The following is a 19365-nucleotide window of genomic DNA, read 5'->3' as shown; positions in this document are numbered from 1 at the left end:
GGCCGCGCGGCGGGTCCGGTGTCACGTCCCGACGTCTCAGTGCCCGACAGCCACCTTGGCCGCCACGATGACCAGCCCGAGCAGCAGGTTCACCGCCCCCTCGGCGGCCACCTGGCGCGGCGGGGCACCGGCCCGGTGCGCGCCCAGCGTCGCCCAGAGCACCTGCTGCGCCACGGCGACCGCGAGGGCCAGCCAGGCGCTGTCCCCCGTCCCGAGCCACGGGCTGACCAGCACCGCCAGGGCCGGCAGCGCCGCCGCCTCGACCAGCGGCCACTCGCGCCGGCCGACCCGGCGCACCTGCGACCAGGTGATCCCCCGGCCGGCCTCGCGGTGCCCGGCCACGTGCGCGTAGACGTGGGCGATCCAGAACACGACGCCGGTGACCAGCAGCAGCAGCACCAGCGACAGCCGCGGGTGCGCGCCCTCCACCCCGGAGGCCGCGATCACCGAGGCGGCGAGCATCGAGCCGTACACCGCGCCGGTGTAGTCCGTCCGCCGCGCGTCGGTCTCCCGGTCGGGTTCCGGCGGGGCGGGGGTTCGACTGCGGGACGTTGCCACGGCGCCTCCTCGCTGCCTGCGCGTCACTGCCTGCGGCCGGCGCCGACGGGCCGGCCCACTGCCACGATCCTCGCCGGATCCCGCGCGGCGCGGGCTCACCCCGGGCGGGTGAGCGGGGTGCCCCGGGCGCCCCGCTCGGATGGCCCACCCCGTCCGGCCGGTACTACGGTCGAAGCATCGGGTCCCGGGGCGGACCCGTGGACCGCGCCGCGCCCGGCCGCGGTCGTCGCACAGGCGCAACCCCAGGCGGTAGCCGATGGCAGTCACCCGCAAGGCGTCAGCGCCCTGGGAGGCGCCCGCGCTCCCGGCCCGGTTGCCCAACGGCGACCCGGTGCTCGCCACCCGGGTCCGCCCGCCCCGGCCGCCGGACACCTTCCTGCGCCGCGCCCGCCTCGTCCACCGGATGGACCAGTCCGTACGGCAGCCGGTGACCCTGGTCAACGGGCCGGCCGGCGCGGGCAAGACCCTGCTGGTGGCCGACTGGCTCACCTGCGGCCGGGTCCCGGGCCCGGTCGGCTGGCTCACCCTGGAGGCCGCCGACAACCAGCCCGGCAACTTCTGGGCCTACGTCCGCGAGGCGCTGCGCGCCGGGGTGCCGGGCCCGCCGGACGAGCTCGCCGTGCCGGCCGAGGCCGGGTACGTCGACCCGTCCCAGCTGCTCCGGCTGGCCTCCTGGATCAACGGGCAGCCCGAGCCGCTGGTGCTGGTGCTGGACGAGTTCGAGCACATCGACGACCCCGGGCTGACGGCGCAGCTGCACGACCTGGTCCGGCACACCGCGGGACGCCTGCGGCTGGTCCTGGTCGGCCGCAACGAGCCGCTGCTGCCGCTGCACCGCTACCGGGCGGCGGGCGAGCTCGCCGAGATCCGGGCCGCCGACCTCGCACTGGACCGCGCCGAGACCGCCGCGGTGCTGGAACGCCACGGACTGCTCCCCAGTGCCGCCACCGCCGAGGCCGTGCAGCGCACGCTCTCGGGCTGGACCGCCGGGGTGCGCCTGCTCGCGCTCGCCGCGCAGCGGGCCGACGACCCGGACACCTACCTCAAGCGGATCGACGCCGAGCACGCCGCCGTGTCCGACTTCCTGCTCGCGGAGGTGCTGCGCACCCAGCCCGAGCCCACCCAGGACCTGCTGCTGCGCTGCAGCATCCTGGGCCGGGTCCACCCCGACCTCGCCGACGCGCTCACCGGCCGCCGCGACGCGCGGCGGATCCTGGGCCGGCTGCACCAGGAGAACGCCTTCACCGAGGCACTGACCGACGGCTGGTACCGGCTGCACCCCATGTTCGCCGGCATCCTGCGGCTGCACCTGAACGCCTCGGACCCGGACCGGGTCGAGGAGCTGCAGGTGCGGGCCGCGCACTGGCTGGCCGAGCACGGCCAGTACCGCACGGCGCTGGACCACGCCGCCGAGGGCGGCGCCTGGGACCTGGCCGCCGAGCTCCTGGTGGACCAGCTGGCCCTCGGCGAGCTGGTCGCCGGGCGCGAGGCCGCCCGGCTCTGCGACCTGTTCGCCCGGATGCCGACCGACGCGAGCACGCCGGCCGCGGAGCTGGTCCGCGCAGCGGTCCGGCTGGCCCGGGACGACGCCGGCGCGGCGCTGCGGATCCTGGAGGAGGTCGAGCCGCAGCTGCCGCCGCACCGGACCGCACTGCAGCTGGCGGCCGCCTTCGTCCGCACCGGCGCGGCCCGGGCGGTCGGCTCGGCCGCACTCGCCGACCGCGCCGCCCGCCGGGCCCACGAGCTCGGCAGCCAGGCACCGGCCGAGCTGCTGGACCGCCACCCCGAGCTGCTCACCCTGGTGGACGCCGACCTCGGCTCCGCCCTGCTCTGGCAGGGACGCCTGGACGAGGCGGGCCGCGCGCTGGGCGCCGCCGCCCAGGCACCGCCCTCCCCCACCACCGCCCGGCTGCGCGACGACTCGCTGTGCCGGCTCGCCCTCATCGACTACCTGCGCGGCTGGCCCGGCCGGGCCGAGCGGCGGGTGCGCGAGGCCGACGAGGCGGCCGAGCGCTCCAGCCTGGCGCCCGACAGCCGCACCGACGTGCGCCACCTGGTGCTGGCCGCCACGGCGCTCGAACACGAGGAGCTGGCCGACGCGCGCACCGAACTGAACCGGATGACCCGCCACCCGGCCCCGGGCCGCGATCCGGTGGTGGTCCTCGGCAACCTGCTGATCCGCGCCAAGCTGCACCTGGCCCAGGGTCACCCCGACGCCGCGCTGCGGGTGCTGGAGGAGAGCCGGCGGCCCGAGCTGCTGGGCCACCCCTCCGACTGGAGCCGGGAGCGGGTGGCCGTCACCGCCGCCGCCGCGCACCTGGCGGCCGGCCGGCCGCAGGAGGCGGTGGCGGCCCTGGCCGACGCACCGACCCGGGCCCCGGACTCGGTCGTCACGGCGGCGCAGGCCCGGCTCTGCGCCGGCCAGGACCCGGCCGCCACCCTGCGCCGGCTGCACGCACTGCGCGACGACCCGGCCGTGGGCACCGCGCCCCGGACCAGGGCGCTGCTGCTGCTGGCGCAGGCCGACCCCGACCCGGACGGCCCCGACGGCACCCGACTGCTGGCCCAGGCCCTCGGCACCGCCGAACCGGAACGCCTGCGCCGGCCGTTCCGCGAGTCGGCCGCCTGGGTGCGCCGCCAACTGCACCGCCAGCCCCAGCTGGCCCGGGCCCACCCCTGGCTCCCCGGCGACCTGCGCCCGGCCTCGCCCGCCGCGGCGCCGGACGCCGAAGTCCCGCCGCCGGCCGAGCCGCTGACGGAGCGCGAGCGGGAGGTCCTGGTCTGCGCCGCCGGGATGCTGTCGACCCAGGAGATCGCCGACCGGCTGTTCCTGTCGCCGAACACGGTCAAGACGCACCTGAAGAACATCAACCGGAAGCTGCTGACGGGCAATCGCCGCGAGGCCGTGCGCCGGGCCGAGCGCCTGCACCTGCTCGGCGACGGGTGAGCCCCGCGCTCACCCGGACACTCTGCTCACTCGGACACCCTGCGCATCTCGGTCACCGTCAGGCCGAGCGTCTGAAAGCGCTTCAGCAACCCGTACAGGTGCGCCTCGTCGACCACGTCGCCGAACAGCATCGTCTGCCCGGAGACCACCACGCTCTCCAACTCGGGGAACCCCTCTTTGCGCGTCTCCTCCCGGAGGACGCCGGACACGCGGATCTCGTAGCGCATGGGCCGGCTCCCTTCGCCTCGGCGGACCTCCAGCCTCGTCCCGCGGCGGGGCCGGCCGCATCACCCCTGCCAGGTGACTCGCGGGGAGCCGGGGGTGCGCCGGCCGGCACCGCCCGGTCACCCACGCGGGGTGATCCGCCACCCGGTACCGCTCCGTACCGTGACGGCGAAGGCAGTTTCCTCCGGCCGCAGGGGAGCCCACCGTGAACCCTTACCCGCCCATCGCCGAGCACGGGATCATCGGCGACCTGCAGACCGCCGCGCTCGTCTCCACCAGCGGTGACATCGACTGGTGGTGCACCCCGCGCTTCGACTCCCCCAGCCTCTTCGCCTCACTGCTGGACCACACCAAGGGCGGCCGGTGCCGACTGGCGGTCGACCGGGACGCGGTGCCGGACGCCCAGGTGCGCCAGCTCTACCTGGCCGGCACGGCCATCGTGGTCACCCGGTTCCAGGCCCCGCAGGGCGTGGCCGAGGTGGTCGACTTCATGCTCCCGGACACCTCGCCGACCCCCAGCGACCGGCACCGGATCATCCGCACCGCCCGGGTGGTGCGCGGCCGGGTGCCGTTCGTGCTGGAGTGCCGGCCGCGGTTCGACTACGGCCGCGCCTCCCACCGCCTCACCCTGCCGGACGAGCGGTTCGCGGTGCTGCAGGGCCCGGACCAGGAGCTGTGCGTGCAGACCACCGCACCGGTGGTGCTGCACCCCGACGGCTCGGACGTGACCGCCGGGTTCACCCTGGACGCGGGCGAGATGGCCACCGTGCTGCTCACCACCCAGCGACCGGGCGCGGACCGGCCGGCGCCGCCCGGCGACGCGGACACCCTGGCGGCCTTCGACGCCTGCCGGCAGTTCTGGTACGACTGGACCAAGACCTCCAACTACCAGGGCCGGTGGAGCCAGATCGTCGACCGTTCGGCGATCACGCTCAAGCTGCTCAGCTACCACCCGACCGGCGCACTGATCGCGGCCCCGACGATGGGGCTGCCGGAGCAGATCGGCGGCGAGCGGAACTGGGACTACCGCTACACCTGGATCCGCGACGCCTCGCTCTCCGTCCACACCCTGCTCGGCCTCGGTTTCCAGGACGAGGCGCTGGCCTTCCGCCGCTGGGTGCGGGACCGGGTGGAGGCCGCGAGCTCCGAGGGGGAACGGCTCCAGATCATGTACCGGATCGACGGCGACCCGCACTTGACCGAGGAGTCGCTCACCGGCTGGGAGGGCTACCGCGGTTCGTCCCCGGTGCGGGCCGGGAACGCCGCCGCCGACCAGCTCCAGCTCGACATCTACGGCGAGGCCGCCTACGCGTTCGGCGCCGTCGACAGCGACATGGGGGCGCTGCGCGGCTGGAACTCGTTCCGCGCGCTGGTGGACTGGCTGGCCGAGCACTGGGACCGGCCGGACGAGGGCATCTGGGAGACCCGCGGCGGCCGCCAGGACTTCACCTACAGCCGCCTGATGTGCTGGGTGGCCTTCGACCGCGCCGTCCGGCTCGCCCGCAAGCACGCCCGCCCCGCCGACCTGGACCGCTGGACCTCGGAGCGCGACGACATCCTGCGCCAGATCCTGCAGCGCGGCTGGAGCGACAAGCGCCAGGCCTTCGCGCAGAGTTACGGCACCGACGTGCTGGACGCCTCGCTGCTGCTGATGCCCAAGGTCGGCTTCCTCTCGCCCACCGACCCGGACTGGCTCTCCACGCTGGACGCGATGGACCAGGAGCTGGTCCAGGACAGCCTGGTCTACCGCTACGACCCGGCCGCCTCGCCCGACGGGTTGAGCGGCACCGAGGGCACCTTCAACCTGTGCACCTTCCTCTACGTCGAGGCGTTGGCCCGGGCCGGCCGGGTCGACCAGGCCCGGTACGCGTTCGACAAGATGCTCACCTACGCCAACCACGTCGGCCTGTTCGGCGAGGAGATCGGGCCGTCGGGCGAGCAACTGGGCAACTTCCCGCAGGCGTTCACCCACCTCGCACTGATCGACGCGGCCGTCGCGCTCGACCAGGAGCTCGACCGGCGGGGCGCGGCCTGACCGCCGGGACGCAGCACCGCGGAAGGAGCCGGGAATGACCACCGCACCCGACCGGTCCAGCACGGCCGCACGGCGCGTCCTGCTGCCGCTGGCCCTCGCGCAGTTCATCTGCAGCTTCGCCGGCTCCAGCATGAACGTGATGATCAACGACATCAGCAACGACCTCGACACCAGCGTCCAGGGCGTCCAAGTCGCCATCACCGTCTTCCTGTTGGTGATGGCCGCGCTGATGATCCCGGGCGGCAAGCTGACCGACCGCTGGGGCCGCAAGCGGTGCCTGGTGGCCGGCCTGGCCGTCTACGGCGTCGGCGCCCTGCTGAGCGCGGCCGCGCCCGGGCTCGGCGTGCTGATCCTGGGCAACTCCATCCTGGAGGGCGTCGGCACCGCACTGCTGATCCCGCCCGTCTACATCCTCACCACCCTGCTGTTCACCGGCACCGCCGCCCGGGCCCGCGCGTTCGGCACGATCATGGCGCTGGGCGGCATCGGTGCCGCGGCCGGCCCGCTGATCGGCGGGCTGCTCACCACGGCCATCGGCTGGCGCGCCAACTTCGGCTTCCAGACCGTGGTCGTGCTCCTGATCCTGCTGCTGGCCCGCACCCTCGAGGACCCGCTGCCGCCCGACCCGACCCGGCCGTTCGACACCGTCGGCGCCGTGCTGTCGGCGGCCGGTCTGGTCCTGCTGGTCACCGGCATCCTGGCCGCGGACAACAACGCCTGGCTGATGCTCGGCCTGCTGCTGGCCGGTGCGGCGGTGCTGGCCGGCTTCTTCGCCTGGGCCCGCCGGCTGGAGCGCGCCGGGCGCGAACCGCTGCTGCGCACCAGCCTGTTCCACCAGCGCACCGCCAACCTGGGCATGGTCACCCAGAACGCCCAGTGGCTGGTGCTGATGGGCGTCTCGTTCACCGTCGGCGCCTACCTGCAGGTGGTGCGCGGCTACAGCGCCATCGCCACCGGCGGCGTCTTCACCGCCGCCACCGTCGGCCTGCTCACCACCTCGCTCGCCGCCGAGCGGCTGGCCGTGCGCCGGTCCCAACGCACCCTGATCGCCACGGGCTTCGGCCTCACGGTGGTGGGCATCGTGGTGCTGCTCCTGCTGGTGCGGGCGACCGACGACGTCTGGGCGTTCGTGCCCGGGCTGCTGCTGATCGGGCTCGGGATCGGCCTGATGCTCACCCCGTCGGTCAACATCGTGCAGTCCGCCTTCCCGGACGAGCTGCAGGGCGAGATCTCCGGCCTGTCCCGGAGCATCTCCAACCTCGGCTCCTCGCTGGGCACCGCGATCGCCGGCACCATCATGGTCTCGACCCTGACCCGCAACGGGTACGCGGCGGCGATGGGCGCGCTGGCGCTGTGCGGGGTGATCGGCCTGGGCGCGGCGCTGTTCCTGCCGCGGGACCGGCCGGCCGCGGTGCGGACCGCGGCGCCGGCCACGGCCCCGGCCCGGGACTGACGGCGGGTCACGGCGTGCTCACCGTGGTGGCCCCGCCGGTCAGGGTGACCCGCAGGCCGTCGTCGGTGACGCGCAGGGCGGTGGCGGTCATGGCGAGCGGGTAGGGGCGGCCGGCCGTCGCCGCGTCGAGCGCGGCGGCCAACTGCCCGACCCGGTCGCTCGGCAGCGGGCGCCCGAGCAGGCTCGCGCCGGTGACGCCGAGGCCGACCCGGCCTCCGGTCAGCTGCGGTCGGAGCACGATCCGGCCGAGCCCGCCCGCACCGAGCACCACCGTGACCGTGCCCGCGGCGGGGTCGTCGGTCACGCCCGCGACCGGCAGCGACGGGATCCGGGCCCGGACCGCCGCGGCGATCGACCCGGTGGGCACCGCGACCTCGGCGCTGCTCGACCCGACCGCGGTGCGCCCGTGCCCCGGGCGCAGGTCGCGCAGCCGGACCCGGACGCCGAGCCCGCCGACCGCTCCGACCTGCGCGTTGCGGGCGGTGATGTCGAGCCGGGGGATCCGGCCGTCGACCGCGTGCCACAGCGCGGAGCCGGGCTCGTCGACCGCCAGGCCGCCGCCCAGGGCCGGGGCGGCCCGGTCGATCCGGTCCCGGGTCAGCCGGCGCACGGTCAGCTCGCCACCGCCCGCCGCGGCGACCAGGGACCCGAGCAGCAGCACGGCGACGACGGCGCGGCGACGGCCGCGCAGCGGCGCCCTCATCGCCCGGCCACCGGGGCCGCGGGGACGGGTTCGGCGACGGCCGGTGCCGGTCCCTCGGGATCGAGGTGCGGCAGCAGCCGGTCCAGCCACCCCGGGAGCCACCAGTTCCCGCGCCCGAACAGGTACATGGTCGCGGGCACCAGCAGCAGCCGGACCACCGTCGCGTCCAGCACCACGCTGACGCCCAGGCCGAGCGCGAGCATCTTGACGACCACGCTGGTGGAGAGCATGAAGGCGAGGAAGACGCTGGTCATGATGGCCGCCGCGCAGCTGATCACCCGGGCGGTGGCCCCCAGGCCCGCGGCCACCGCACTCCGGTTGTCCCGGCCGGACAGCCAGCTCTCCCGGATCCGGGACAGCAGGAAGACCTCGTAGTCCATGGAGAGCCCGAAGACGATGGCGAACATCATCATCGGCACGTAGGACTCGACCGGCACCCGCTCGCCCACCCCGAGCAGCGCGCTGCCCCAGCCCCACTGGAAGACGGCGACCACCACCCCGCACGAGGCGGCGATCGAGAACAGGTTCAGCACCGCGGCCTTCAGCGCGACCAGCAGGCTGCGGAAGACGGTCAGCAGCAGCAGGAAGGCGGCAGCCACCACCACCGCGACGATCAGCGGCAGCCGGTCGGCCAGGCGGTCGGTGAACGCCTGCCCGGCGGCGGTCGGGCCGGCCACGTAGCCGGTGGCGCCGGTGCCGGCCAGCGCCTGCGGCAGGGTGCTGCGCTGCAGCGTGTGCACCAGGTCCGAGGTGGCCCGGTCCTGCGGGCCGGCGGCGGGGGTGACCGAGGCGGTCAGCAGCACCTGGTCGGGACTGGCGACCGGCGTCGTGACCGCGACCACGCCGGGCACCGCGGCCAGCCGGGCCTGCAGCGCGCTGCCCAGCTGCCGGCGCTGGTCCGGATCGGCGACCTGGCGGCTGTCCAGTTGGACGACCACGGTGAGCGGGCCGTTGGCCCCGCGGCCGAAGCCCGCGCCGATCAGGTCGTAGGCCCGCCGGTCGGTGCTGGTGGTCGGCTGCACCCCGGCGTCGACGTGGCCGAGCCGCAGCCCGGCCACCGGGGCGGCGCAGGCGCCGAGCAGCAGCAGACCCGCCGTCAGGAACAGCCAGGGGCGGCGGCCCACCGTGGCGGCCCAGCGGTGCCACACGTCCCGCTCCCCCACCGGCTCGGCCACCGGCGGGCGCACGCTCAGCCGGTCGATCCGGTGGCCGAGCAGCCCGAGCAGTGCGGGGGTGAGGGTCAGCGAGGCCGCGGCCGCGACCAGCACGGTCAGCGCGGCCGCGCCGCCGAGCGCCCCGATGAAGCCGATGCCCGAGGTGTAGAGGCCGGTCAGGGCCATCGCCACGGTGGCGGCGGCGACCAGGACGGCGCGGCCGGTGGTGGCGACGGTGCGCCCGGCCGCCTCGGCCGGGTCCGGGCCGTCGGCCAGCAGGGCCCGGTAGCGGGTGGCGAGGAAGAGGGCGTAGTCGATGCCGACGCCGAGGCCCATCATCGCGGCCAGCGTGGGCGCCGCCCGGCCGAAGTCCACGTGCGCGGCCAGCAGGTCGAGTCCGGCCAGCCCGACCGCCAGGCCCAGCACCGCGGTCAGCAGCGGGAGTCCGGCGGCCGCCACACTGCCGAAGCCCACCAGCAGCACCAGCACGGCGACGCCCAGCCCGATCGCCTCCGAGGTCCGGTCGGCCGACTTCGGCGCGGCCAGCAGCCCGAGCGGGTCGGCGTACTCGACGGTCAGGTGGTCGGCGCGCAGCGGCGCCACGGCGCCGTCGACCCGGTCCAGGTAGGAGCGCCCGAAGCCGGCCGGGTTGCCGTCGAAGCGCACGGTGATGACGGCGGTGCCGCCGCCGGCCGACACCGCGCCCGGGGTGGCCAGCGGGTCGCTCACCGCGAGCACCTTCGGCAGCTGCCGCAGCTGCTGCACGGCGCTCTCCACCGCCGTCCGGTGGGCGCTGACCGGCCCGGCACCCGCGTCCACCACGATCGTGCCGGCGGTCCCGGACCCGGCGGTGCCGCCGTGCGCCTTCAACAGGTCGGCGCCGGTCTGGGCGGCGGTTCCGGGCAGCGCGAAGCTGTCCGTGAAGGAGCCGCCCCAGCGGGCGCCGGCCAGCCCGGTGGCCGCCAGCAGCAGGATCCACAGCGCGGTCACGCGCCAGGCGTGCCGGGCGCACCAGGCGCCCGTGCGGTGCAACAGGCCGGGCCGGCCGGACGGTTCGTCAGTCATGGCTCCACCGTGCCGCACCCTCGTAAGGCCCGTGTTGGGGCACTGTTCGGGGAATGTACGGACCGCGTGCAGGGGCGGGGCGGCGGCCCTCGGCTCGACTAGCATCGACGCGTTCCCGCAGCTGAGCACAGGTATGGAGGCGTCGATGACCGAGTCCCGGGGCCTCGTCCTGGTGGTCGAGGACGAACGGCACATCGCCGAGGTGCAGCGGCTCTACCTGGTCCGCGAGGGCTTCGGCGTGCACGTGGAGGGTGACGGGGCCGCCGGTCTCGCCGCGGCCCGGCGGATGCGGCCGGTGGCGATCGTGCTGGACATCGGCCTGCCCGGGCTGGACGGCATCTCCTTCTGCCGGGCGCTGCGCGACGCCGACGACTGGACCCCGGTCCTGCTGGTGACCGCCCGCGGCGAGGAGGCCGACCGCATCCTGGGCCTGGAGCTCGGCGCCGACGACTACCTGACCAAGCCCTTCTCGCCCCGCGAACTCGTCGCCCGGGTCAAGACCGTGCTGCGCCGCGCCGCCGGTCCCCCGGGCGAGCGGGCCGGCCGGCACGGCCGGCTCACCGTCGACCCGGCCGCCCGCACCGTCCACCTCGACGGCGAGCCGGTCGAGCTGACCACCACCGAGTTCAACCTCCTCACCCACCTGCTGAAGCACGGCGGCCAGGTGCTGACCCGCGAGCAGCTGCTCGCCGGGGTGTGGGGCTACCCGAGCTACCGCGACACCCGGATGGTCGACGTCTTCGTCTCGCAACTGCGCGCCAAACTCGGCGACGCCTGCCCGATCCGCACCGTCCGCGGGGTCGGCTACAGCGCACCGGGCGCCGGGCGGTGAGCCGGATCCGGGCGTCGCTCACCCGCAAACTGGTGCTGCTGACCACCACGGTGGCCGCACTGGCGGTCCTGCTGACCGGGCTGATCGCCTGGCAGACCGCCGAGCACGCGGCGGAGCAGCGCGAACGGGAGGCGCTCACCCGGCAGGCCACCGCGCTGGCCCACCTGCCCGGCCTCTCCGAGGTCGTCTTCAACAGCGCCCAGGCCCTCGCCGGACCGAACGGGGTGCACCTCGCCGTCCTCGCCCCCGACGGCTCGGTCAGCGGCACGGCCACCCCCGCCCTGGACACCGCCGCCAGGGCCGCGCTGCTCGCGGGGCGGCCGGTCTCCGGTGACGGCATCCTGGCCGGGCAGGACGTGCTGCTGATCGGTCAGCCCGACGTGCGCGGCGGCGCGATCGTGCTCACCGAGCCGTACGCCGTGGTCGAGCACAACACCGACGACATCCGGCGCAACACCCTGCTGCCGCTGGTCGTCGGCATGCTCGGCGCCGCCGCGGCCGGCGCGCTGCTGGCCCGCCGCATCGCCCGCCCGCTGGGCTCCGCCGCCGCGGTCGCGCACCGGCTGGCCGAGGGCGAGCGCGGGCTGCGGGCGCCGACCGACGGGCCGCGCGAGGCGGCCGAGATCGGCCGCGCGCTCAACACCCTCGACCAGGCCCTGGGCCGCAGCGAGAACCGGCAGCGCGAGTTCCTGCTCTCGGTCTCGCACGAGCTGCGGACCCCGCTGACCGCCGTGCAGGGCTACGCCGAGGCGCTGGCCGACGGCCTGATCGAGGCCGACCGGCTGCCGGAGGTCGGCCGGACCCTGGCGGACGAGACCCGCCGGCTGGACCGCTTCCTGGCCGACCTGCTGGCCCTGGCCCGGCTGGAGGCCGACGACTTCCACCTGGACACCGCCGCGACCGACCTGGCCGCCCTGCTCGGCGAGGCGGCACGGTTCTGGACCGGCCGCTGCGCGCACGACGACGTCGAGCTGCGCCTGGAACGGCCGGAGCTGCCGCTGCTGCTGGACACCGACCCCTTCCGGGTCCGCCAGCTGGTCGACGGCCTGGTGCAGAACGCCCTGCGGGCCACCCCGGGCGGCGGCGCCGTGGTGCTGGCGGCCCGCCCGGCCGCCGACGGCTCGGCCGAGCTCCAGGTCCGCGACAGCGGCCCGGGCCTGACCGAGGACGACGTCAAGGTCGCCTTCGACAGCGGCGCCCTGCAGCAGCGCTACCGCGCCACCCGCCCGGTCGGCAGCGGCCTGGGCCTGGCCATCGCCCACCGCCTGACGGCCCGCCTGGGCGGCACCATCACCGCCGCGGGCCACGGCCCCGAGGGCGGCGCCTGCTTCACCGTCACCCTGCCGCCCCGACCGGCCTGACGTGGCACCGGCCGTGCCTGGTCGAGGCCGGGATCAAGGACGGGGGAACCTCCGACGCGGTGCCGGCCCTGCCCTCGCTCGCGTTCGAGCCGCTGGACGCGAGCACCGCGGTCCTGGTGGCGGCCATGGTCCGCGACGGCTACGGGTGTCGTGCCGGTGCTGCGGACGCGTGAGCCGGTTGCGGACGAGGGCTTCAAGCCGGCGGGAGGCAAGGCCCGACTGCTGGACGGATGCCGACGACTCGTCAGTTCCAGGTGTGCACACCTGTCCGATCAGGGGTGCACACCTGTCGCCCGAGGGGTCCCGTCCCCTGGCCACTGCACCGCCCACCGCCACGGCCCGGCCGAGGTCACCCTGGGCATCCGGCCCCGGATCGCCGCCGTCTGCTCCGTCTCCGCCGTGACCGGCGCCCGGTCCGTCGGCGCGCACACCTCGTGGCCGACGCCACCCACGCCCGCCACGACGCCGCCCATCGAGCAGCGGACCCGCCGCCCACGCACCGCCGGCCCACCCGCCGGCACCGACGAGGCCCGCTCCCACACCCGCCACGGCCGCGGCACCGGGCGCAGCCAGCGCCCGCGCCCCCTCCTCACCCACCGGAGCCCCGCCTACGTCCACAGGGCGTGCCGTGGCTGGGAACGCCGACCGCCCCGACCGAACGGCAGCGAGCCCGGACACGCCGACCCGGCACGGTCCGGCTGAGGAAGTCACGGCCTCCACCACGACAAGCCGCCCCGGCTGCGGGTCATCTGACGGCCCGAGGCGGGCGGACCCGTCATCGTCGGCCGGCAATGCTCCAGCCGGCGGACCGATGGAGCACTTCCCGCAGCTGGTTCCCTGACGGACGCCCCGGTGCGCGGCCGGGACAAGGACCTGGTGAGAACACACTTCCAGGTACTATGTCGGGCCGCGATCCGCACCCCCAGTCGGGCCGTGACCTGCGCATTCGACACCGGACAGACTGTCCGGTCACAACCGGACAGGCCGGCGGACACCCGAGACCGGACACCCATGACTCGACACCCCAAGGGCCATGGCACCGCGCAGAACGAGGCCGATCCGACAGGGTCCGCGGTTCCTCGCCCACGGCACGGAATCACCGAGTGGACCAGGCCTGGATCGATCCGCGGTACGCCGCTCTGCTGAGGCACTTTCAGCAGCAGCAGGAGCCCGCCGAGGTCCGTCCGCTCGCACTCGGCCCGGGGCAGGGGCCGGCTCTGCGCGGCTTCGTCCTGGAGCCGACCCGGCCGGAGTAGCGCGGCGGCACGCATTCGCAGGGGGTGCCCGGCCCCCACCGGGACGGGCACCCCCTGCTGCGGAGCGCGGCCGGTCACGGATCTCCGGCGATCTCCCAGGACTTGCTAGGCGTCAACAGGGTGGAGCATCCCGCCGCGCCGGGCCGGGGCCCCGCCCTCGCAGAGGGTCACGCCTGCGGTTGCGGCTGGGTGACGCAGTGGATGCCGCCGCCCTGGTTGCCGAGGTTGTCGATGTTGAGCTGGACCACGGTGCGGCCCGGGAAGAGGGCGCGCAGGACCCGCTTGGCGTTGGCGTCGGCGGTGGTGTCGCCGAACTGGGCGGAGATCACGGCGCCGTTGCAGACGTAGTAGTTGGCGTAGGAGTCGACGAAGTTCACGCTGGTCGCGCGGATCAGGTTGTAGTCCGGCGACTGCAGTGCGGTGACGCCGATGCCGGCGCCCTGGGCGTCGGTCGCGGTGGACAGGATCTGGTACTGCTGCTGCTCGTCGTTGGACCAGATGTCCGACGGGTCGGCCGGGTTGGGGGTCTGCACCAGGCCCGCGCCGGGGGCGAGGAACCGCGAGGTGGCGTCCACGTGGTCGTCGGTGATGTCCTGGCCGGCGATGCCGGGGAACCAGATGACCTTGCTCGCGCCGTAGGCCGCGCACATGGCCTGTTCGAGCTGCGCCTGGGTCTTGCCGGGGTTGCGGTTGCTGTTGATGATGCTGCTCCGGGTGGCCATCAGGGTGCCGGCGCCGTCGGTCTCGATCGCGCCGCCCTCGCCGACCAGGCCGGCGGCGGTGAAGTTGACGCCGAGGTAGGCGGCCAGCCGCTGGGCGACCAGGGCGTCGTTGGCGTGCGTCTGGCGACCGCCCCAGCCGTTGAAGTTGAGGCCGACGGCGTCCAGGCCGCCGGCGCCGTCGGTGCGCAGCACGGGGCCGGTGTCGCGCATCCAGCAGTCGTCGACCGGGATGGAGCCGATGACGGTGACGTTGGGGTTGGTACAGGCGCGCCGGGCGGCGGCGACGCTCGCGGAGTTGGCCAGCATCAGGACGGGCTCGTAGCCCGCGATGGTGTTGGCGATCAGGGCGATGTTGGCCTGCATCCCGGCCAGCTTGCGGCCGTAGATGGCGGTGCTGTCGGGCCAGGCCATCAGCGTGCGGGTGTGCGGGGCGCTGTCGACCGGGACGGTGAAGGTGCCGGCGGTGGCGGGGCCGGGCCGGCCGGAGGACGGCCGCGCGGCGGCGAACGCCTGGGTGCCGACCGCCGCGGTGGCGGCGGCGCCCGCGGCGGCCAGGCCGGCCGCGGCGAGGAATCGGCGCCGGTCCAGCGTCGGACGGTCGGAAGAGTGCGCGCTCATGGGCGTGATCTCCTGTCAACTCGTTGCGGGGGGAACGAGATTGACCGGAACGCTATAACTGACCAAGCGCTCGGTCAATTGCTTGGACAGGAATCGGTACGGTCGGTGCGCACGGACCGGATCCGCCGGTGCCCCGACCGGCACCGCCCGCCGCTGGCTACAGTTGCGCCCATGGCGACCCGCGCACAGGACCAGACCCCCTCGACCGCCGCCGCGCCCGCCGCCCGGTCGCGCACCTCGGCCAAGGGCGAGCAGACCCGGGCCCGGCTGATCGCCGCCGCCCGCACCCTGCTGGCCGGCGACACCGCCGGGCGCTTCACCACCCGCAACGTGGCCGCACTCTGCGGGGTGTCGCACGGAATGTGCCACTACCACTTCCAGGACCGCACCGACCTGATCGTGGCGGTGATCGAGGACATCCGGCCGGAGTGGATCGCCCCGCTGGAGGCCGCCGTCGACGGCCCCGGCAGCTTCGCCGCCCGGGCCGAGCGGGTGCTCGACCTGCTGACCCGGCCGGAGAACCCGGACCTCGCGCACCTGCACTCCGCGCTGCACTGGCTGGCGCTGAACGACGAGCGGGTCCGGGCCGGCCTGGCGCGGGAGTACCGGGACTGGCGCGCCTGCTTCGTGCGGCTGTTCGCGGTGCTCGCGCAGGAGCGCGGCGGCAGCGTCGATCCGGTGGCGCTGGGCGAGTCCTTCGCGGCGGCCGTGGACGGGCTGGCCGCGATCCAGTCGCTCGACCCCGGGGTCGGGGCGGCCGCGGTGCTGCGCACCCTGATGGACGCGTTGGCGCGCGACTGACCCTCCGTCAGGACGCGGCCTGCGCCGCGGCGTGCTTGCGGCGGTCCACCCGGAAGCCCGCGACCACGGTGACCGTCAGGCTGGCGGCGACGATCGCCTCCGCCCAGAAGAACGCGACGTAGTCGATCAGCGAGCCGATCGGGGGCGAGCCCGGCGCGGCGTTGCGCATCCCGACCAGCGCGAACAGGGTGGCCGCCATCCAGCCGAGCGAGGGCCAGACCAGCCCCTGGCCGCCGCGGTACAGCACCTCGGCGCCGGCCATCACGGCCAGGGCCAGCGCCCACATCGCCGCGATCATGAACCAGGCCAGGATGAAGGTGCTGCGGGCCCGGGTCGCCTTCGCGTCCAGCAGGGTGGCTCCGGAGGGCAGCACGGTGCCGGTGGGGCGGACGAAGAAGAACGGGTCGGCGTCGGAGAAGACCAGTCCGACCGGCACCGCCGTGCCGCCGTCCGTGGCGGAGAAGGCGACGGCCGTCCGGTAGCGGTCGAAGGGGTAGTCCGTCTCGGTTCCGCCGTACAGGCCGGCCTGGACGAGCTGCGGCGGCGCCGCCTCCCCCGGGGTGGTCCTCAGGTCGACCTTGCCGGTCGACTCGGCCCTGATGTCGAGCGGGCGGGCGAAGGCGAGCGAGTCGGGGCCCTGGGCGAGGCTGCCGTGCGGCACCGCCACCACGTAGAGGGTCAGCTGGCCGTTGGCGGGCTGGACGTCCTGGGCGGTGATGTCGAGCTCCACCCAGTCGGCGGCGGACGGGACGGCGAGCTCGCGGTTCTGCTGGCGGGTGTCGCGCTCGTCCAGGTAGAGCGCGATGCCCGCCGCGACCAGGACCGCGAGCAGCACGGTGAGCAGCGCGAACCGGTTGCCGCGCAGCCGGGCGAGGACGCTCATGAGGCCGGGGCGACGGGCTGCTGCTGGGTGGCGCAGTGGATGCCGCCACCGCCGCCGGCCAGGTGGTTGATCGTCACCCGGGTCACCTTCCGGCCCGGGTGCAGGTCCCCGATCACGCCGGCCGCGTGGTCGTCGGCGGCCTGGTCGCCGAACCGGGGCACCACGACGCCGCCGTTGCAGACGTAGTAGTTGAGGTAGCTGGCGAGGAAGTTCTTGCCCGCGCCCTGGATCAGGTCGAAGTCGGGCTCCTGGAGCTCGACCACCGTGAGGCTGCGGCCCTTCGCGTCGGTCGCGGCCCGGAGCACCTGCAGCGCCTGGTCGGAGGCCGTGGTCCAGACGTCCGGCGGGGTGTCGGGGGCCGGGCGGTGCAGCACCACGGTGCCGCCGCCGGCGAACCGGGCCAGCGCGTCGATGTGGCAGTCGGTGATGTCCTGACCGGCCACGCCCTTGATCCAGAGCACTTTGGTCAGGCCGAGCAGTTCCTTGAGGCTCGCCTCGATCTGGTCGCGGGACTTGCCCGGGTTGCGGTTGTCGTTGACCCAGGAGCTCTCGGTGGCCAGCAGGGTGCCCTCGCCGTCCACCTCCAGGCCGCCGCCCTCGCCGGTGACCGGCGCCTGGATCCGCGCGATGCCGTAGTGGTCGAGCAGGTTGCGGGCCAGCGCGCTGTCGTTGGCGTGCGTCTGCTTGTTGCCCCAGCCGTTGAAGTTGAGGTCGACGCCCTGCAGGCCCTGCGGGCCGGTGACGAAGGTGGGGCCGCTGTCGCGGGCCCACAGGTCGTCGACCATCAGCTCGACCACCTCGACCGAGGAGCCGCACTGCCGGCGGGCCTGGTCGGCCTGGTCCGGCCGGGCCGCCAGCACGACCGGCTCGAAGGCCGCGACCGCCTGCGCCAGCCCGGCGATGTCCGCGCGGACGCCGGGCAGTTGGTCGCCCCACACCTCCTCCAGGGCCGGCCAGGCCATGAAGGTGCGGGTGTGCGGCAGCGCCTCGGCCGGCATCGCCGTCCGGGCCGCGCCCGGGCTCGCCGGGCCGGACGCCTGGCCCGGCGCGGTGGGGGTGCCCGCCGTCGGCGCGGCGGTCGGACCGGGCGCCTCGTCCCCGCCGGAGCCGCAGCCGCCGGCCAGGGTGAGCGCGGCCAGCGCGGCGCCGGAGCGCAGCACGGTGCGGCGGGACGGTGGAACGTACCCCAAGACGGCCTCGTTCGGTCGGCGGCTGCGTCGGGACGACGCCGTCCGCACGATACTGACGGACCGTCGGGATGCCGGGCGGCGCAACGCTGCGGGCCGGCCGATTCAACCCGTTGGTCGGCGCGCCCTCCCGGCCCGGTCACCGGCCGCCCGCCCGGCCCGGTCGGCGCCCGTGCGGCGGTGCGCAGCTGCCCCGCTCAGTCGGCCCCCGCCAGCGCGCGGCGGGCGGCGGCGATCCGCGCCGGGTCCCAGCTGGGCCGCGGCACCGACTCCAGCAGCAGCCGGGTGTAGGGGTGCTGCGGGTCGGCCAGCACCTCGGCGGTGCGACCGGCCTCGACCACCCGGCCCCGGCGCATCACGATGACCTGGTCGGTGACGCACCGGACCACCCCCAGGTCGTGGGTGATGAACAGGTAGCCGATGCCGGTCTGCTCCCGGATGTCGGCGAGCAGGTTGAGCACCTGCGCCTGCACCGAGACGTCGAGCGCGGCGACCGCCTCGTCCAGCACCATGACGGCCGGCTGGACCGCCAGCGCGCGGGCGATGGCGACGCGCTGGCGCTGGCCGCCGGACAGCTGCCGCGGCAGCGCGCCGGCCGCGCGGGTGCCGAGGCCGACCTGGTCGAGCAGTTCGGCGATCCGGGCGGCGTGGTCGGTGTCGGGGAAGTGCAGCCGCAGGGTCTCCCGCAGCACCCCCTCGACGCTGGTCCGCGGGTCGAGCGAGAGGTAGGGGTCCTGGAAGACCAGTTGGATCTCCCGGGCCCGGGCCAGCCGCTGGGCCCGGCCGCGCGCCCGGTCGGGCCGGGCCCGGCCGTGGACCAGCACCTGCCCCCGGTCGGCCCGTTCCAGCCCGACCACGATCCGGGCGGTGGTCGTCTTGCCGGAGCCGGACTCGCCGACGATGCCCAGCGAGCCGCCCGCGGCGAGGGCGAACGACACCTCGTCCACCGCCTTGACGGTGCCGTAGCTGCGGCACAGGCCCGTGGCCTCCAGCACGGTCCCGCTGTCAATGCGGGCCTCGGTCTCAGCCATCGGCGGTGCTCCCTTCGAGCCGGTCGCTGTGGTGGCAGGCGGCGGTGTGGTCGGCCCGATCGGGCGCCGGCTGCGGGACGGGCGCCTGCTCGTGGCAGACGTCGGAGGCCAGCCGGCACCGGGCGGCGAACGCACAGCCCGTCAACTCCTGCCGGATGTCCGGTGGTTGTCCGTCAATTGCGGCGAGGCGACCGCCCGGGGCTTCCAGCCGCGGCGTGGCGGCGAGCAGTGCGGCGGTGTACGGATGGCGCGGGCGGGCGAACAGCACCTCGGCCGGACCGGTCTCGACGATCCGGCCGGCGTACATCACGTGCACCCGGTCGCTGATCGCCGCGGCCAGGCCCAGGTCGTGCGTGACGAAGAGCAGCGCGGTGCCGAACCGCTCCTTCAACTCACCGATCAGCGCGACCACTTCGGCCTGACTGGTGACGTCGAGGGCGGTGGTCGGCTCGTCCGCCAGCAGCAGCACCGGATCGCCCATCAGGGCGGCGGCGATCATCACCCGCTGCAGCATGCCGCCGGACAGCTGGCCGG

The 19365-nt window shown here is 75.3% G+C and carries 16 protein-coding genes; 7 read left to right on the top strand and 9 right to left on the bottom strand.

Annotation, left to right across the window (positions count from 1 at the left end; translation table 11 throughout):
• Nucleotides 1-36: 36 nt before the first annotated feature.
• Entirely contained in the window at nt 37-558 is a 522-nt protein-coding gene (locus ACFW1A_RS24380; protein ID WP_380411586.1) for a hypothetical protein, read from the bottom strand.
• A gap of 256 nt (nt 559-814) precedes the next feature.
• Between ACFW1A_RS24380 and ACFW1A_RS24375 the strand changes: the two genes are divergently transcribed.
• The gene (locus tag ACFW1A_RS24375) at nt 815-3505 is read left to right on the top strand and encodes a LuxR C-terminal-related transcriptional regulator (RefSeq protein ID WP_380411584.1); all 2691 of its coding nucleotides are present in this window, start codon (nt 815-817) and stop codon (nt 3503-3505) included.
• A 26-nt stretch (nt 3506-3531) separates the two neighbouring features.
• On the opposite strand, the gene ACFW1A_RS24370 is transcribed toward ACFW1A_RS24375, so the two are convergent.
• Complete coding sequence (locus ACFW1A_RS24370; RefSeq protein WP_380411581.1) at nt 3532-3732, bottom strand: hypothetical protein; 201 nt, start codon at nt 3730-3732, stop codon at nt 3532-3534.
• A gap of 203 nt (nt 3733-3935) precedes the next feature.
• Here ACFW1A_RS24370 and ACFW1A_RS24365 point away from each other — a divergent pair, with 203 nt between their 5' ends.
• Nucleotides 3936-5765: a glycoside hydrolase family 15 protein gene (locus ACFW1A_RS24365; RefSeq protein ID WP_380411579.1), complete on the top strand. Its 1830-nt coding sequence runs from the start codon at nt 3936-3938 to the stop codon at nt 5763-5765.
• 34 nt (nt 5766-5799) lie between these two features.
• Nucleotides 5800-7218, top strand: a complete 1419-nt coding sequence (locus tag ACFW1A_RS24360; protein ID WP_380411576.1) for an MFS transporter — start codon at nt 5800-5802, stop codon at nt 7216-7218.
• Nucleotides 7219-7225: 7 nt separating this feature from the next.
• On the opposite strand, the gene ACFW1A_RS24355 is transcribed toward ACFW1A_RS24360, so the two are convergent.
• Both ACFW1A_RS24355 and ACFW1A_RS24350 read right to left on the bottom strand, forming a co-directional pair.
• Nucleotides 7226-7921, bottom strand: a complete 696-nt coding sequence (locus tag ACFW1A_RS24355) for an LmeA family phospholipid-binding protein (protein ID WP_380411574.1) — start codon at nt 7919-7921, stop codon at nt 7226-7228.
• Nucleotides 7918-10140, bottom strand: coding sequence for an MMPL family transporter (locus ACFW1A_RS24350; protein ID WP_380411571.1), 2223 nt, complete (start codon nt 10138-10140; stop codon nt 7918-7920). The genes ACFW1A_RS24355 and ACFW1A_RS24350 overlap by 4 nt, the downstream gene beginning before the upstream one ends.
• A 145-nt stretch (nt 10141-10285) precedes the next feature.
• On the opposite strand from ACFW1A_RS24350, the gene ACFW1A_RS24345 reads away from it, so the two are divergent.
• From ACFW1A_RS24345 to ACFW1A_RS24335, 3 genes are all read left to right on the top strand, one after another.
• Complete coding sequence (locus ACFW1A_RS24345; protein WP_380411568.1) at nt 10286-10972, top strand: response regulator transcription factor; 687 nt, start codon at nt 10286-10288, stop codon at nt 10970-10972.
• Complete coding sequence (locus tag ACFW1A_RS24340; protein ID WP_380411566.1) at nt 10969-12333, top strand: ATP-binding protein; 1365 nt, start codon at nt 10969-10971, stop codon at nt 12331-12333. Before ACFW1A_RS24345 ends, ACFW1A_RS24340 begins: the two co-directional genes overlap by 4 nt.
• A 1103-nt stretch (nt 12334-13436) precedes the next feature.
• Complete coding sequence (locus ACFW1A_RS24335) at nt 13437-13589, top strand: hypothetical protein (RefSeq protein ID WP_380411564.1); 153 nt, start codon at nt 13437-13439, stop codon at nt 13587-13589.
• Between the two features lie 167 nt (nt 13590-13756).
• Here ACFW1A_RS24335 and ACFW1A_RS24330 read toward each other — a convergent pair whose 3' ends face one another.
• Complete coding sequence (locus tag ACFW1A_RS24330; protein ID WP_380411561.1) at nt 13757-14929, bottom strand: agmatine/peptidylarginine deiminase; 1173 nt, start codon at nt 14927-14929, stop codon at nt 13757-13759.
• A 171-nt stretch (nt 14930-15100) separates the two neighbouring features.
• Here ACFW1A_RS24330 and ACFW1A_RS24325 point away from each other — a divergent pair, with 171 nt between their 5' ends.
• A complete protein-coding gene (locus tag ACFW1A_RS24325; protein ID WP_380411559.1) occupies nt 15101-15730 on the top strand; it encodes a TetR/AcrR family transcriptional regulator in 630 nt (209 codons plus the stop codon).
• Nucleotides 15731-15737: 7 nt separating this feature from the next.
• On the opposite strand, the gene ACFW1A_RS24320 is transcribed toward ACFW1A_RS24325, so the two are convergent.
• The 4 genes from ACFW1A_RS24320 to ACFW1A_RS24305 all read right to left on the bottom strand — a co-directional run.
• A complete protein-coding gene (locus ACFW1A_RS24320) occupies nt 15738-16613 on the bottom strand; it encodes a DUF4436 family protein (protein WP_380411557.1) in 876 nt (291 codons plus the stop codon).
• Nucleotides 16610-17803, bottom strand: coding sequence for an agmatine deiminase family protein (locus ACFW1A_RS24315; RefSeq protein WP_380411554.1), 1194 nt, complete (start codon nt 17801-17803; stop codon nt 16610-16612). Before ACFW1A_RS24315 ends, ACFW1A_RS24320 begins: the two co-directional genes overlap by 4 nt.
• Nucleotides 17804-17997: 194 nt before the next feature.
• Complete coding sequence (locus ACFW1A_RS24310; protein ID WP_380411552.1) at nt 17998-18831, bottom strand: ABC transporter ATP-binding protein; 834 nt, start codon at nt 18829-18831, stop codon at nt 17998-18000.
• On the bottom strand, nt 18824-19365 hold a 542-nt coding region (locus tag ACFW1A_RS24305; protein WP_380411550.1), incomplete at its 5' end, for an oligopeptide/dipeptide ABC transporter ATP-binding protein. The genes ACFW1A_RS24305 and ACFW1A_RS24310, both read right to left, overlap by 8 nt.

The sequence above is a fragment of the Kitasatospora sp. NPDC058965 genome (assembly GCF_042741245.1).
GTDB lineage: Bacteria > Actinomycetota > Actinomycetes > Streptomycetales > Streptomycetaceae > Kitasatospora.
The sequence above is the reverse complement of the archived record's forward strand: the minus strand, read 5'-3'. Positions and strand labels throughout refer to the sequence as shown.

Excerpts from the sequence above, each read along its gene's own strand:
- ACFW1A_RS24375 (WP_380411584.1), top strand. The coding sequence starts at position 815 with ATGGCAGTCACCCGCAAGGCGTCAGCGCCCTGGGAGGCGCCCGCGCTC.
- ACFW1A_RS24370 (WP_380411581.1), bottom strand. The coding sequence starts at position 3,732 with ATGCGCTACGAGATCCGCGTGTCCGGCGTCCTCCGGGAGGAGACGCGC.
- ACFW1A_RS24360 (WP_380411576.1), top strand. The coding sequence starts at position 5,800 with ATGACCACCGCACCCGACCGGTCCAGCACGGCCGCACGGCGCGTCCTG.
- ACFW1A_RS24355 (WP_380411574.1), bottom strand. The coding sequence starts at position 7,921 with ATGAGGGCGCCGCTGCGCGGCCGTCGCCGCGCCGTCGTCGCCGTGCTG.
- ACFW1A_RS24350 (WP_380411571.1), bottom strand. The coding sequence starts at position 10,140 with ATGACTGACGAACCGTCCGGCCGGCCCGGCCTGTTGCACCGCACGGGC.
- ACFW1A_RS24345 (WP_380411568.1), top strand. The coding sequence starts at position 10,286 with ATGACCGAGTCCCGGGGCCTCGTCCTGGTGGTCGAGGACGAACGGCAC.
- ACFW1A_RS24330 (WP_380411561.1), bottom strand. The coding sequence starts at position 14,929 with ATGAGCGCGCACTCTTCCGACCGTCCGACGCTGGACCGGCGCCGATTC.
- ACFW1A_RS24325 (WP_380411559.1), top strand. The coding sequence starts at position 15,101 with ATGGCGACCCGCGCACAGGACCAGACCCCCTCGACCGCCGCCGCGCCC.
- ACFW1A_RS24320 (WP_380411557.1), bottom strand. The coding sequence starts at position 16,613 with ATGAGCGTCCTCGCCCGGCTGCGCGGCAACCGGTTCGCGCTGCTCACC.
- ACFW1A_RS24310 (WP_380411552.1), bottom strand. The coding sequence starts at position 18,831 with ATGGCTGAGACCGAGGCCCGCATTGACAGCGGGACCGTGCTGGAGGCC.